The organism is Roseococcus sp. GW821-FHT12F05 (assembly GCF_058806835.1).
Genome location: NZ_JBXAQB010000019.1, coordinates 14,305 through 28,672, shown reverse-complemented (window position 1 = coordinate 28,672; position 14,368 = coordinate 14,305). Strand labels below are relative to the sequence as shown.

General features: G+C 69.4%; 12 protein-coding genes. 5 read left to right on the top strand and 7 right to left on the bottom strand.

The window, feature by feature from the left end; genetic code table 11:
- Positions 1-3 precede the first annotated feature (3 nt).
- The 6 genes from AC1ROY_RS30160 to AC1ROY_RS30135 all read right to left on the bottom strand — a co-directional run bounded on the left by AC1ROY_RS30160 (position 4) and on the right by AC1ROY_RS30135 (position 7,934).
- Positions 4-1,053, bottom strand: coding sequence for an ABC transporter substrate-binding protein (locus AC1ROY_RS30160; protein ID WP_493152647.1), 1,050 nt, complete (start codon positions 1,051-1,053; stop codon positions 4-6).
- A 231-nt stretch (positions 1,054-1,284) separates the two neighbouring features.
- Positions 1,285-2,580, bottom strand: coding sequence for an MFS transporter (locus tag AC1ROY_RS30155; RefSeq protein WP_493152646.1), 1,296 nt, complete (start codon positions 2,578-2,580; stop codon positions 1,285-1,287).
- A gap of 213 nt (positions 2,581-2,793) precedes the next feature.
- On the bottom strand, positions 2,794-3,573 hold the full coding sequence (locus tag AC1ROY_RS30150; protein ID WP_493152645.1) for a 3-hydroxybutyrate dehydrogenase: 780 nt from the start codon (positions 3,571-3,573) through the stop codon (positions 2,794-2,796).
- 14 nt (positions 3,574-3,587) lie between these two features.
- Complete coding sequence (locus AC1ROY_RS30145; RefSeq protein WP_493152644.1) at positions 3,588-4,328, bottom strand: acetoacetate decarboxylase; 741 nt, start codon at positions 4,326-4,328, stop codon at positions 3,588-3,590.
- A complete protein-coding gene (locus AC1ROY_RS30140; protein WP_493152643.1) occupies positions 4,325-5,503 on the bottom strand; it encodes a patatin-like phospholipase family protein in 1,179 nt (392 codons plus the stop codon). The genes AC1ROY_RS30145 and AC1ROY_RS30140 overlap by 4 nt, the downstream gene beginning before the upstream one ends.
- A gap of 202 nt (positions 5,504-5,705) precedes the next feature.
- The gene (locus AC1ROY_RS30135; protein WP_493152642.1) at positions 5,706-7,934 is read right to left on the bottom strand and encodes a fused MFS/spermidine synthase; all 2,229 of its coding nucleotides are present in this window, start codon (positions 7,932-7,934) and stop codon (positions 5,706-5,708) included.
- A gap of 134 nt (positions 7,935-8,068) precedes the next feature.
- On the opposite strand from AC1ROY_RS30135, the gene AC1ROY_RS30130 reads away from it, so the two are divergent.
- The 5 genes from AC1ROY_RS30130 (at position 8,069) to AC1ROY_RS30110 (ending at position 13,916) form a co-directional block, all read left to right on the top strand.
- Positions 8,069-9,130 (top strand): alcohol dehydrogenase, encoded by a 1,062-nt coding sequence (locus AC1ROY_RS30130; RefSeq protein WP_493152641.1) that lies wholly within the window; start codon positions 8,069-8,071, stop codon positions 9,128-9,130.
- A 143-nt stretch (positions 9,131-9,273) separates the two neighbouring features.
- On the top strand, positions 9,274-10,491 hold the full coding sequence (locus AC1ROY_RS30125) for a CaiB/BaiF CoA transferase family protein (protein ID WP_493152747.1): 1,218 nt from the start codon (positions 9,274-9,276) through the stop codon (positions 10,489-10,491).
- 34 nt (positions 10,492-10,525) lie between these two features.
- Positions 10,526-11,485 carry a hydroxymethylglutaryl-CoA lyase gene (locus AC1ROY_RS30120; RefSeq protein WP_493152640.1) on the top strand — a complete coding sequence of 320 codons (960 nt, stop codon included), beginning with the start codon at positions 10,526-10,528 and terminating at the stop codon, positions 11,483-11,485.
- 203 nt (positions 11,486-11,688) lie between these two features.
- Positions 11,689-12,648, top strand: a complete 960-nt coding sequence (locus AC1ROY_RS30115) for a Bug family tripartite tricarboxylate transporter substrate binding protein (protein WP_493152639.1) — start codon at positions 11,689-11,691, stop codon at positions 12,646-12,648.
- A 38-nt stretch (positions 12,649-12,686) separates the two neighbouring features.
- On the top strand, positions 12,687-13,916 hold the full coding sequence (locus AC1ROY_RS30110) for a winged helix-turn-helix domain-containing protein (RefSeq protein ID WP_493152638.1): 1,230 nt from the start codon (positions 12,687-12,689) through the stop codon (positions 13,914-13,916).
- Here the strand turns inward: AC1ROY_RS30110 and AC1ROY_RS30105 are convergent.
- The gene (locus AC1ROY_RS30105; protein WP_493152637.1) at positions 13,911-14,285 is read right to left on the bottom strand and encodes a TfoX/Sxy family protein; all 375 of its coding nucleotides are present in this window, start codon (positions 14,283-14,285) and stop codon (positions 13,911-13,913) included. The two genes, AC1ROY_RS30110 and AC1ROY_RS30105, sit on opposite strands and share 6 nt — an antisense overlap.
- Between the last annotated feature and the right edge of the window lie 83 nt (positions 14,286-14,368).

The following is a 14,368-nucleotide window of genomic DNA, read 5'->3' as shown; positions in this document are numbered from 1 at the left end:
CCCTCATACGCCGAAGATCTCGCGCCATTGCTCGCGGACCTCGGGCACGCCGCGTTCCGCCTCCTCGAGGCTCGGCGCCAGCAGGGTGACCTGGTCGAGCGGCCGCGCGCCCTCCGGCGGCGGTACCTCGGGGCGGATGCTCTCGTTGAAGGTCTCCCGCACGGCCGCGGACAGCGCCGGGCCGGTCTGGAACTCCATGAACAGCTTGGCCGCGTTGGGGTGCGGCGCGTTGCGGATGATCGCCGAGGGCGACATGGCCGCGAGGACGCCCTCGGGCGGGTAGATGATCTTCAGCGGATTGCCGCGCGAGGCCGCGAAGAGGGTGGAGGCCGCCGGCACGGCCACGCCGACCGGGCGCTCGCCCGCCGTCATCATGGTGACGGGGTCGATCGAGGAGCGGCCGATCTGCGGCTTGTTCGCCTCGAGGCGGCGCAGGAAGTCGGGGCCCAGCATCTTGCGCATCTGCAGCGCCCACAGCCCGATGGCGCCGCTGTAGCCGGGATGGCCGACCGCCAGCTTGTCCTTCCAGCGCGGGTCCAGGATGTCGGCCCAGGTCTTCGGGGCATCGGCCTCGGGTACCAGGCTGGTGTTGTGCCCCAGCAGGTAGATGCCGAGGAAGCTGGTCTGGAAGTAGTTGTCCGGGTCCGGCATGCGCAGCACGGGCAGCAGCCCGTCCGCATTGGCCGGGCGGTACTGCATCAGCCGGTTCTGCCGCTTGAGCTGGAGGTAGTGGCCGCCATTGGTCGAGGACAGCACGTCGCACTGGGCCACGCCCGCGCGCTGGTCCTGCGACAGCCGCTGGAACGCGACCTGCGACGTGCTCCGCACGACGTTGCAGCGCACGCCGGGGTAGCGGGCGTTGAAGGCGCGGCCGGCGGCCTCCGAGCTGTCCGCGCTGTACTGCCCGGAATACCAGGTGATCTCGCCCTCGCGCTTCGCGGCCTCGTGGAGCTCCTGCTCCCGCGGCGTGAGGGGCGACTGCGCCCAGGCCCGGGCCGACGCGGCGGACCATATCGCCAGCCCCGCCATCTGCCGCCTGCTGATCAGGAACATCGGCTTCCTCCCGTCTCGGTGGGAGCTCGTGCGGCCACTTGCGTGGTCCTGCCCCGGCTCCTTGTTCTTGGACGGGGAAAGGGTGTCACCGGCGCCCCGCGCTGTAAACCAAACAAGTGGTCACGATCTCCGCGGCGCCGGACACGGGGGGCCAGAACGCAGAACGCCTCGGGGAGGTCCGAGGCGTTCCGGATGCAACTCAGGAGAAGGAGCGCACGGCGCCCCTCGCGATCACACCTCCTGGCGCGGCGTCGCGAAGATGCAGAGCAGCGTCACCGCCGCCGCCGCCAGAAGATAGTAGCCGACATACTGGATGCCGTAATGCGCCTGCAGCCAGGTCGCGATGTAGGGCGCGAGCGAGGCGCCGAAGATGCTCGCCAGGTTGAAGGTGATGGACGCGCCGGTGTAGCGCACCCGCGTCGGGAAGGGCGCGGAGAGCGCCGCGCCGATCACGCCGTAGTTCAGCCCGAAGAGCAGCATGCCGATCGTCGCGAAGGCGTAGATTCCGCCGATCCCCGCGGAGAGCAACGGCCCGAGCGCGAAGGAAAAGACCATCACCGCCAGCGTGCCCACGATCAGCAGCTCGCGCCGGCCATAGCGGTCGCCGAGCCTGCCCGCCGCGATCGTGGAGATGCCGAAGAGCACCGAGGCGTAGATCTGCACCTTCAGCGCGTCCACGAAGGAGATGCCGACCACCTGCACGTTGTAGGAGAGCATGTAGGCCGAGCAGATGTAGAAGAGCACGAAGGTCACCAGCGCCATGAAGGTGCCGAGGAAGAGCCGGCGCTTGTGGGCCCGGAACAGCTCCACGACCGGCACCGCCACGCGCTCCTGCCGCTCGATCGCGCGCTGGAACTCCGGGGTCTCGGTGATGGAGAGCCGCACCCAGAGGCCGATGGCGATCAACAGGGTCGAGGCGACGAAGGGGATGCGCCAGCCCCAGCTCAGCAGCGCGTCCTGCGAGATGAACTGCAGCATGATCCAGAACACGGAGGAGGAGAGGAACAGCCCGAGCGGTGCGCCGAGCTGGGGGAACATGCCGTACCAGTTGCGCTTGCCCGGGGGCGCGTTCTCGGTGGCCAGCAGCACCGCGCCGCCCCACTCGCCGCCGAGGCCGAAGCCCTGGCCGAAGCGGCAGAGCGCCAGCAGCACGGAGGCGATGACGCCGACATGGTGATAGGTCGGCAGCAGGCCGATCACCACGGTCGAGACGCCCATAGTGAGCAGCGCCGCGACCAGCGTGGCCTTGCGTCCGATCCGGTCGCCGAAATGGCCGAAGACGACGGCGCCGAGCGGCCGGGCGAAGAAGGCGATGGAGAAGGTGGCGAAGGAGGCCAGCAGCGCGGTGGTCGGGTCGCTAGCCGGGAAGAACAGGCGGGGGAAGACCAGCACGGCGGCGGTCGCGTAGACGTAGAAGTCGAAGAACTCGATGGTCGTGCCGATGAGGCTGGCGAGGAGGACCTTCGCCGGCGAGTTCAGGACTCTCGGGGCAGGCACGGCCGCGGCGGCCAGGGCGGTGTCAGTCATGATCTTCAATCCGATGGGAGCGACGCCGAGGGTGCGCCGGTCCCGCTGCGGGGCGTCCGTCGCGCCCCTTCGGATCACCTCTGGGTCAAGCTTCGAGTCCCACAGATTGGGCCGCTCCGGTCCGGCCAGTTACCGGGGCTTCGGCATGGGAGCCGCCCGCTGGGCGAAGATCGGGCCGGATTGGTCCGAATGACCCGGCCCGATCCGCAGCCGCTACTGCATGAACCAGCCGTGGCTGACGACGATGGACTGCCCCGTCAGCGCGTTGGTCGGGAAGCTCGCCAGGAACAGCGCCGTCTGCGCCACGTCGTCGACGGTGGTGAACTCGCCGTCGACCGTCTCCTTCAGCATGACCTTCTTCACGACATCCTCCTCGGAGATGCCCAGCTCCTTGGCTTGCTCCGGGATCTGCTTCTCGACCAGCGGCGTGCGCACGAAGCCTGGGCAGATCACGTTGGCCCGCACGCCGTGCGCGGCACCCTCCTTCGCCACGACCTTCGCCAGACCGACCAGCCCGTGCTTGGCCGTCACATAGGGCGCCTTGAGCACCGAGGCCTCCTTGGAATGCACCGAGCCCATGTAGATCACGCTGCCGCCGCCCGGCCGCCCGTACATGTGCCGCAGCACCGCCTTGGTCGTGAGGAAGGCGCCGTCCAGGTGGATGGCCAGCATCAGCTTCCACTTGGCGAACTCGAACTGCTCGACCGGCGCCACGATCTGGATGCCGGCATTGCTCACCAGCGTGTCGATCCGGCCGAAATGCTTCAGCGCCTCGGCGATGCCCGCCTCGACCTGGTCCTCGCTGGTGACGTCCATGGCGACGCCCAGCGCCTTGTCCGGCCCGCCGAGCTCCAGCGCGGTGGCGTCCGCGGCCGCCTTGTTGAGGTCGGCGATGACGACCTTGCCGCCCTCGGCGACGAAGACGGTGGCGATGTCCTTGCCGATGCCGCTCGCGGCGCCCGTGACGACGGCAACCTTGTCCTTCATGCGCATGTGACTTGTCCTTTCTAAGGCGTCAGATAGTCGTGCACGACCTTGCCGAGCCCGAGCGTCAGGTCGGCGATGATGTGCGTGGTGGAGAGCACTTCGAGCACCGGCAGCTCGGCGACGGGCGCCAGGGCATGCGGCATGAGCGACAACGCGCCGGGGCCGTTCCAGCAGCCTTTCAGCACGATGTCTTCGAGGTGATATTCGACCAGCTCGCAGATGCGCGGCGTGCCGTCCACATGCGGGATGATCTTCAGCAGGAAGTTCGGCACCAGCAGCGAGGCGAGCACGGCCTCGGCATCGGCCGGGTAGTGCTTGTAGCCCATGGTCGCGGTCGCGACGCGCACGGGGCCGTAGTCCAGCGTGCCGACCAGCGCGTCCACCTCGGTGCGCAGGCAGGGGTTGGCGAGCTTCTTCGGGAAGCCCCAGATCTCGCGGCCGCCGGCGATCGGCCCGTCGTCGTTGAGGAACATGCAGTGGGTGTAGCCGCCGTGCCGCCCCTCGAAGGTGACGGGGATGACCTGCCCGGTCTCGGTGTAGTCGCCGAAGCCGGTCGAGTTCGGCATGCGGATGAACTCATACTTCACGATCGGCTCGCCGATCTCCAGCGGCTCCGGCACCAGGGCGCGCAGCTTCACGGGGTCGGTGCGGTAGGTGACGATGAGGTACTCGCGGTCGACGAAGCGGTAGGGCCCGGGCGGATAGGTCGGGCTCGTCAGCGGCATCGAGAAGGCGTGCTTGCGTACGTCGTCCTGGTTCATCGGGAGGGCTCGTCCTTGTCGGGGAAATGATCGTCGGGAGACTTGAAGTCGAAGGTGCGGAAGCTGTCCTCGAGCTTCGTTGGCTGCTCGAAGATCTCCTTGTGGCGGAGCGCGCGATGCGCGTCGGCACGGCCGGCGCGCCAGTGCTCCAGCATGCTGCGGCGGGAGAAGTTGTAGTCCTTCGAATCCAGCTCGTAGGGCGCCGTGCGGTAGATCAGGTGGACGACGTTGTAGTCCTTGGGATCGGCGAATTCGGCGACCAGCCGGCCCTCCTCGGATTCCTTCACCGAGGCCGGCGCGTCCTTCATCAGCTTCGCGATGGCCGAGCGCACCTTCTGCAGCTGCTGCAGCTGGTCGGTGATGGCGCGGGTGCGGCTGGAGTACTGGATCTCCTTCTGCCTGACGGCGACGCCGTTCAGGTCCGCGGGCAGCTCGCCGCGCGCGCTCCAGAGGTCCACCTGGAAGGCCAGGGTGTCGCGGCAGGTCGCGTTGTCGAAGACCCATTGCAGCGGCGTGTTGGAGACGAGGCCGCCGTCCCAGAAATAGTCGCCGTCGATCTCGACGGGCGGGAAGCCCGGCGGCAGCGCGCCGCTGGCCATGATGTGCTCGGGGCGGATCTTCGGCTGGTAGGTGTCGGTGTCGAAATAGGTGAAGTTGCCCGTGCGCACGTCCACCGCGCCGACGCTGAAGCGCATGTGCTTCGCGTTGATGCGGTCGAAGTCGACGAATTTCTCGAGCGTCGCCTTCAGCGGCGTCGTGTCGTAGTAGCTCTTGGCGTTCGCCGGCAGGCCCAGGAAGGAGATGCGCGGCTTGAAGAAGCCCGGCGCGCCGGCGAACATCGCCTCCAGGGCGCCGAAGCGGTTGAGCACGCCATGCGTGATGTCGTCGAGCTGCCGTCCATCGAGGAAGTAGCTGGCCACGCTGCCGAGCGTGGCGTCGGTGATCTGCTCCCAGAAGCCGCGGAGCTGGCGGATCCGCGTCTCCGGCGGGTTGCCGGCGATGATGGCGGCGTTGATCGCGCCGATGGAGATGCCGGCGACCCAGTCGGGCTCGATGCCGACCTCGAAGAGGGCCTCGTAGACGCCGGCCTGGTAGGCGCCGAGGGCGCCGCCGCCCTGGAGCAGGAGGGCCACGCATTCGAAGGGGTGGGTGATCGGTTCCGGCGGCAGGGACATGGAGAGCGAGCTTTTCCTGGAGGGAGGCCTCTCCGCGCACGGAGAAGGCCCGCGGAGGCTGGGGCCGCGACCATGACGGCAGGGAAGCCTAATTCATGTTGCACTGCATCACCAGAAATGGTGACGAATTGGAGATGCAGTGTCGCCCGGTCTGGCCGGCCCGGCTTGTCGTTTTGTGGCCCGTCCGGCCGGACCCCGCCCTTCAGTCCGGCCGCGGCCGCCAGGTGTCGAGCTGGGCGTGGTTCAGGAAGAACTCGTCGCGCGGGAACATGTCGGTCAGCGGCGGCTCCGCCCGCGGCGTCTCCGGCGTCCAGACGGTCACCTCGCCCTCCACCAGCCGCGCGAGGTCGGTCGAGGCCGGGTTGCCACGCTGCGCATGGGCCGCGATGTCCGGCCGGCGCAGCAGCGCCAGGAGCGCCGGGTGGTCGAAGGGGATGGGCCGGTCGCTGCCCACCATCGCCTGGATGGGGGTGAGCAGGATGGCGTGGGGGAAGGCGGCGGCGAAGGTGTCCACCACGCGCCAGGTCGGCGCCCATTGCACGTAGAGCCCGCCGGGGGCGAGGCGCTCGCGCAGCTGGGCCAGGAACTCGGCGCTGTAGAGCAGGCCGGAATGCGAGGATTGCGGCCGGATCGCGTCGGCCTCGATGACGTCGTAGCGCTCCTCGCCGCGGGTCAGGGCGCGTCGGCCGTCGCCGTATTCGAGGCGCAGGCGCGGATCGGCCAGCAACGCTGCGACGCCGGATTCCGGCCGCTCGCGCGCAATCTCCTCCAGCGTGTCGAGCACCGGGGCCACCAGCTCGATCGCGCGGATCTCGCGCGTGGCCGTGTTGACGGCGGCGCCGTAGGGCGTGCCGCCGGAGCCCACGCCGATCGCCAGCACGCGCTCCGGCGAGGGGTGCAGCAGCGGGCCCAGCATGCCCAGCAGGATGTGCTGCTCCAGGAAGGGCACGAAGCCCTGGCCGTGCCCCATGATGAAGAAGCGGCCGGGCGCGCGGCCCTCGCCCTCGCCGAACTCGCGCCAGAAGGAGACGCCGGAGCGGTCCTCCGCCCAGGCGAATTCCACGCCCTCCGGCAGCCCGTGCATGCGCGACCAGAAGCGCTGGTTGGAGGGCAGGGCGAGCGCGATGAGGGCGGTGCAGCCCGCCAGCGCCAGGATCGCCGGCCGCGAGCGCCGCGCCTGCTGCGTCCAAAATCCCAGCAGCGCCAGCGACAGCGCCGCCAGCAGCACCAGCGTTCCCATGGTGCCGAACAGGTGAAAGGTCACCAGGCCGGTGCCGATCGACCCCGCCGCATTGCCCAGGATGTTGGCGAGCTGCACCCAGCCCACCCGCGCGCCGACGCTGGCCAGGTCCTGCTGCACGGCGCGCTGCACGAAGGGGAAGGTCATGCCGATGACGAAGGAGGGCGGCGCCACCACCACCACGATGATCGCCGTCGAGAGCGCGATGGCGTGGTAGTAGAAGCGGTCGAAATCCACGGCCATGACGTCGGCCAGCGGCTTCTCGCCGATCGCCCACCACAGCGCGCCGAGCAGCGCCACCGCCAGCACGAAGCCGCCGCCCTGGGTGAGGAAGAAGGCCGGGCGCGGATCCCTCATCCGCCTGATCATGCGGGCCGCCAGCGCCATGCCGAGACCGTCGGCCAGCAGGAAGGTGCCGAGCACGGTGGGGAAGAGATAGGCGTGGTACTGCCCCACCTGGCCCAGCATCCGCACCCAGACGATCTCCAGCGCCACGATCACGTAGCCCGAGAGGAAGACCAGCAGGCACCAGAGCGGGAGGCCGCCGAAGGGCTCGGCCTGCGCCGCTGCGCGCCCCGTGGGCGCCGGCGCCCCTGACGGCATGGCGCGGAGCAGGGTCAGCGGGATCAGCGCGGCGGCGAGGTTCAGCGTCGCGGCGAAGCCCAGCGCGCCGGGATAGCCGAGGTGGCCCACGATCACCCAGCCGCCCAGCAGCGCGCCCAGCCCCGCGCCCAGCGTGTTCCAGCCGTAGAGCGTGCCGATCCGCGCGGCGAGGCTCTCCAGGTCGGTTGCGACGGCCCGCGCCAGGAAGGGCAGGGAGGCGCCCATCAGCGTGGTCGGGATCACCAGCCCGGCGAAGCACAGGGCGAAGACCGCGATCGGCTGCTCCACCGCATCGGAGAGCCCGACGGCGATGAGGTCGTAGAGAAACGGCTTGGAGAGCAGCGCGCAGAGCGCCACGCCGCCCTCGCAGAGCGCGAAGCCCAGCAGCGCCCGGCGCGGCGGCAGGCGGTCGGCCAGCTTCGCCCCCAGGATGGAGCCGAGCCCCAGCCCGGACAGGAAGGCCCCCACCACCAGCGCGGCGGAGACCGTGTCGGAGCCCGCGAAGACGCCCAGCATCCGCTGCCAGACGATCTGGCAGAGCAGCGCGCCGAAGCCCGAGCAGAAGAAGGCGATGGTCAGCCGAACCATGGGCATTCCATTTCATGGATGTATGGTTACTCATCGGCAATCTGAACGGGATCGCCGGAATGCATCAAGCGGCGATTGACCCGCGCCCCGGCTCGCGGTCCCATGCACGGAACACATCCGCTGGGAGGAACGACATGCGCGCCTGGGCCATCACAGAGCTCGGACAACCGCTCCAGGAGATCGAGCTCCCGACGCCGGAGCCGCACGGCGACGAGGTCCTGCTGGAAGTCACCCATGCCGGCGTCTGCCACTCCGACCTGCACATCTGGGAGGGCGGCTACGACCTCGGCTCGCGCGGCCGGCTGAGCATGGCGGACCGCGGCATGAAGCTGCCGCTGGCACTCGGCCACGAGATCGTCGGCAAGGTCCTTAAATGGGGCCCGGGCGGCGAGGGGAAGGGGCTGGAGAAGGGGCAGGTGCGCCTCGTCTATCCCTGGGTCGGCTGCGGCGAATGCCCGCGCTGCCGGCGTGACGAGGAGAACCTCTGCACCGCCAAGCCGCGCGCGCTCGGCGTCTACCAGAACGGCGGCTATGCCACGCATGTGCTGGCCTCGCACTGGAAGCACCTGGTGCCGATCGAGGGCATCGATCCCGCCCTGGCCGCGACCTACGCCTGCTCCGGCGTCACGGTCTATTCGGCGATCAACAAGCTGCTGCCGATGGAGCCGGACGAGTTCATCGTCGTGGTCGGCGCCGGCGGGCTCGGCCTCAACGCCATCGCGATCCTGAAGGCGCTCGGGCACAAGGCCATCTGCGTGGTGGACATCGACGAGGCGAAGCTCGCCGCGGCCAAGGAGCAGGGCGCGACCGCGACGGTGCTGGCCGGCAAGGAGACGGCCAAGGGCATCATCGAGGCCTGCGGCGGGCCGGTGATGGGCATCATCGACCTGGTGAACGGCACGCAGACCGCGCTCAGCGCCTTCGACGCGCTGGGCCGCGGCGGCAAGTTGGTGCAGGTCGGGCTGTTCGGCGGCGAGCTGAACCTGCCGCTGCCGCTGATGGCGATCCGCGCGCTGACCATCCAGGGCAGCTACGTGGGCAACCTCAAGGAGCTGCGGGCGCTGATCGAGATCGCGAAGAAGGGAGGCATCCCCCCCATCCCGATCACGCTGGAGCGGCGGGAGAACGCCGACGCCGCGCTGAACCGTCTCAAGGACGGCAAGGTGACCGGGCGGACCATTCTCGTCGCGGCCTGAGCATTTTCAGCCGGATGGCTTCATCCGGCGGCCGGAAAATGCGACGGAAACGCTCTGGCAACGATCCGTCTGGCGCTGCCGGGCCGGGAGGAGGATGATGCCCTCCGGCCAGGTTTGAGCGAAGGAACGGGTTCTTGGACAACATGACGGCAGCGACGGCGCAGGCGGTTTCCGGTGGCCAGAAGCCGCTGCCGCTGGCGGGCATCCGGGTGCTGGAATTCTGCCACGTCATCATGGGGCCTTCCTGCGGCCTCGTGCTGGCCGACCTCGGCGCCGAGGTCATCAAGATCGAGCCGGTGGAGGGCGACCGCACACGGAAGCTCGCGGGTTTCGCCGCCGGCTTCTTCGCGACCTTCAACCGCAACAAGCGCTGCCTCGCCGTGGACCTCAAGGCGCCGGAGGGCCGCGCCGTCATCGACCGGCTGCTCGAGGGCACCGACGTGCTCATCGAGAACTTCGCCCCCGGCACGATGGACCGCCTCGGCCTCGGCTACGAGGAGCTGTCCGCGAAGCACCCCGGCCTCGTCTACTGCGCCCTGAAGGGTTTTCTCTCCGGTCCCTACGAGCACCGTCCGGCGCTGGACGAGGTGGTGCAGTACATGTCGGGTCTCGCCTATATGACGGGCCCCTCCGGCCGGCCGCTGCGCGCCGGCGCCTCCATCTGCGACATCCTGGGCGGCGTGCTTGGCGTGGTCGGCATCCTGGCCGCGCTGCAGGAGCGGGGGCGCACCGGCAAGGGTCAGCTGGTGAAGTCGGCGCTCTTCGAATCCGCGGCCTTCCTCATGACGCCGCACATGATGGGCGAGGTCGTCACCGGCGTCCCCATGCCGCCCATGCCGGAGCGCCAGGGCGCCTGGGCCATCTACGAGACCTTCGCCACCTCCGACGACCGCCAGTTCTTCCTCGGCATCACCAGCGACCAGCACTGGCGCCGCTTCTGCGAGAATTTTTCGCGCCCGGACCTGCTCGCCGACCCGCAGCTGAAGACCAACGAGAACCGCGTCGCCGCGCGGCCCTGGCTGAAGCAGATCGTCGCCGACATCGTGCTGCAGCACACGCATGACGAGATGATGGAGATCTGCGAGCGCAACTCCATCCCCTTCGCCCCCGTGATGCGTCCGGGCGACCTCTTCGACGACCCGCAGCTCAACGCCCATGGCCGCATGCTCGACATCGAGCTGGAGAACGGCCGGGTAGCCCATCTGCCCCGCCTGCCCATCGAGATGGGCGACCACGACACCGGCCTGCGCTCGCAGCCCGGCCGGATCGGGCAGGATACGCTCGCCATCCTGGCCGAGCTCGGCATCCCAGACGAGGACAGCCAGGATCTCGTCGCCCGCGGTGTGGTGGGCGGACCCTGATTCACATCGGACACCATCACAGAGAGGCGTCGCCATGACCGACCTGCCGAGATCCATCGACATCCACGAGGAAGGCCCGCGCGAGGGCTTCCAGATCGAGCCCGGCCCCATTCCGACCGCGGACAAGATCAAGTTGATCGAGGCGCTGGCCGGGACCGGCCTGCACCACATCCAGGCCTGCTCCTTCGTCAATCCGCGCGTGGTGCCCGGCTGGGCCGATGCCGAGGCCGTGATCGCGGGCTTCACGCCGCGCGAGGGCGTCCACTACACGGCGCTCTGGTTCAACGGGAACGGGCTGGAGCGCGCGCTGGCGTTCCGCGAGAAGCTGCACATCACCGGCAGTATCTCGATCACCGCCTCCGAGGCCTTCACGCGCAAGAACCTCAACCGCAGCCATGCCGAGAACCTGGAGGCGATGCGCAAGCTGACCGCCACCCACATCTCGCATGGCGTGGCGGTCGAGCGGATCGGCGTGCAGGCGGCCTTCGGCTGCAACTACCAGGGCGACATCACGCCCGCGCAGGTGATCTCCACGCTGGAGGACGGCTTCGCGATCGCGAAGGAATACGGTCAGGAGATCCAGCGCATCTCGCTCGCCGACACCATGGGCTGGGCCGCCCCGCAGCGCATCGAGCGCGTGGTGGGCGAGGTCCGCAGCCGCTGGCCCGACCAGAAGATCGGCCTGCACCTGCACGACACGCGCGGCCTCGCCGTGGCGAACGCGCATGCCGGGCTGAAGATGGGCGTTGCGCAGTTCGACAGCACCGTCGGCGGGCTCGGCGGCTGCCCCTTCGCGGGCCAGAAGGGCGCGGCGGGGAACATCTGCACGGAGGAGCTGGTGCTGCTCTGCGAGGAGATGGGGATCCATACGAGCGTGGACCTGGACCAGCTCATCGAGGTCGGCCGCATGGCGGAGGCGATCGTGGGGCACGTGCTGCCGAGCGAGCTGATCCATGCGGGAAGCCTGGACGCGTTCCGCCGGCGCGCGGCCTGAGGAAGGCCAGGGGCTCTGCCCCTGGACCCCCGGCAGGGAACACGTTCCCTGCACCCTCATCCGTAAAGGGGTTCAGGGCCAAAAGCCCTGGTGGGGGAGCCGCGAAGCGGAGACAACGAGAGGGTGAAGCCCTCTCGCAACGCCCCTTCACGGATGCGCTGCGCGCCCCTAGCCTCCCATGGACAAAACGTGGAGGAACGGCCATGCGCCGACGTCACCTGCTGGGCGCCAGCCTGGCCTTTCCTGCGATCGCCCGCGCGCAGACCGCCTATCCGCAGCGCCCGGTCCGCCTCGTGGTGCCCTTCGCGGCCGGCGGCGCCACCGACATCCTCGCCCGTGCCGTCGCGCAGTCGCTGCAGGCGGAATACGGCCAGTCCTTCGTCGCCGAGAACCGCACCGGCGCCGGCGGCACCATCGGCGCCGAGGCCGTCGCGAAAGCCGCGCCGGATGGATACACGCTGCTTCTCGGCACCACGGCCACGCAATCCATCACCCCGCACCTCTACGCGCGCCTCTCCTACGACGCGGCGCGCGATTTTTCCGCCGTCAGCGCCGTCGCCGCGGTGCCGATGGTGTTGGCTGTGCATCCCTCCCTCGGCGTCACCGACGTGGCCGGCCTGATCGCCAAGGCCAAGGCCGAGCCCGGGCGCGTCACCTTCGCCTCCTCCGGCCAGGGCTCGATCACGCATCTCGCCTCCGAGCTGTTCCGCGCGCGGGCCGGCGTGGAGCTCACGCATATCCCCTATCGCGGCAGCGCGCCGGCCATGGCCGATCTCGTGGCCGACCGTGTGCTGATGATGATCGACCACGCGCCGACCATCCTGCCGCAGATCCAGGGCGGCGCGCTGCGGGCGCTCGGCGTGGCCGGCGCGGAGCCCATTGCGCAGCTGCCCGGCGTGATGCCGATCGGCCGCACGCTGCCGGGCTTCGAGGTGACCTCCTGGTTCGGCGTGCTCGCGCCGGCGGGGACGCCGGAGGCCATCGTGACGCAGCTCAACGCCAGCATCGGCAAGGCGCTGACCCAGCCCGAGGTCGCGGCCAAGCTGCGCGAGCAGGGCGCCGATCCGATGCCCGGCAGCCCCGACGCCTTCGCCTCGCTGATCGCCCGGGATTCGCGGCTGTGGAGCGAGGTGGTGCGCAGCGCGGGCGTGACGCTGGGGTAGTCTGGACCCGGACAGGCTGGAGGCCGAAGCTCCGGACCATGCACGGCCTCAAGCCATCCCCCCGGGCGCGGGCGAAGCCCCCTGTCACGCTGACGGCGGCGCAGGTGCGCGCTGCCTGGCTGCACGCGCAGCGCCTCGATGCGGATGCTCCTTTCGGCGATGGGCCGGAGGCGACGCGCCGCGCCGTCGCGCATCTCGGCTACGTGCAGATCGACACGATCCACGTCATCGAGCGCAGCCACCACCACATCCTGCACACGCGCATCCCGGGGTACCTGCGGACGGATCTCGAGCAGGCGCAGTCCGGCCAGAAATCAGTCTTCGAATACTGGACGCACGCGCTCGCCTATGTCGCGACCGAGGATTTCCGGTTCTTCATGCCGGCCATGGAGCGGTACCGCACCGCGCCGCGGCAGAGCTTCGCCGATGTGGACGCGAAGGACTACGCGGCGATGCTCAAGCGCATCCGCCGCGATGGGCCGCTCACCATCCGCGACATCGACGACGATGTGCTCGTCGAGAAGACGCATCCCTGGGCCAGCCGCAAGCCGTCCAAGCGCGTGCTGCGGCTCGGCTTTTTCGCCGGCGACCTCGTCATCTCCAAGCGCGCGGGCATGGTGAAGACCTACGAGCTCACCAACCGCCACTTCGGCTGGCGGACGCGTCCGAAGCCCGCGACCGAGGCGCAGTTCGCCGAATACATGCTGCGCCGTGCGCTGGTGTCGCAGGGCGTCGTGAGCCTGGATTCCATCTGCTACGGCAACCTCGCGATGAAGCCGCTCGTGGCCGCCGCGATCGAGACGGCGGTCCGGCGGAAGCGGCTCGCGCCGGTGCAGGTGGAGGGCTTCGGGAAGATCCCGCACTGGGCGGAGACTGCCGTGCTGGAGGCGGCAGCGATGGTGGAGCCGCGCGTCCACATCCTCTCGCCCTTCGATCCCCTGGTAATCCAGCGCAAGCGGCTGGAGATGTTCTTCGGCCATGTGCACCGCTTCGAGGCCTATGTGCCGGCGGAGAAGCGCGTGCTCGGCTACTTCGCGCTGCCAGTGCTGGTGGGCGACGAGATCGTCGCCGCGATCGACCTCAAGACCGATCGGCAGGCTGGCAAGCTGCTCGTCCAGAAGTGGACCTGGATCACGAGGCGCGCAGGACTGAAGGCGGTGATCGACGACGCGCTGGCCCGGTTCGAGCGGTTCCAACTCGCGCCGTCCACGCCGGGGGAGGAGGAAGGCCAGGGCGTCGGCGAAAGCTCGACTGTTCCATCTTCATGATCGAGGCTTCGATCTTCGCGTTGGCGCCGCCTGCTTCACCGCAACCCGCCGCGCTGCGGCCAGCGCGTTGCGTGCCCAGGCGACGAGCTCATCGGGTTCATCGAACAGGCGGTCGGGCGCCCGCCAGAAGGAGAGGTCTATGCTGTCGCCCTTCTTCTCGTAGTTGAGCGGCGGAAAAGCCTCGGCTTCCTGGAAGGCCGCCCGGTTGCCGTCATCGACCCGGAAGTAGAGCGTGTCGTCCCTCACCATCCCGAGCATCAGCCCGCCGCAGAACACGCCGGTCTTGCCGAACATGCGCCGCATCGTCACGCGGCCGAGCGGGGCGAGCTGCTCGCCCAGGAACTCGGCAAAGCTGTCGCTGGCGACCATAGACACCTGCGGTGCCGGCAAGGTGAATGGGTCCAGGGCCAAAAGCCCTGGTGGGGGAGCGCGAGGGGGCGAAGCCCTCTCGC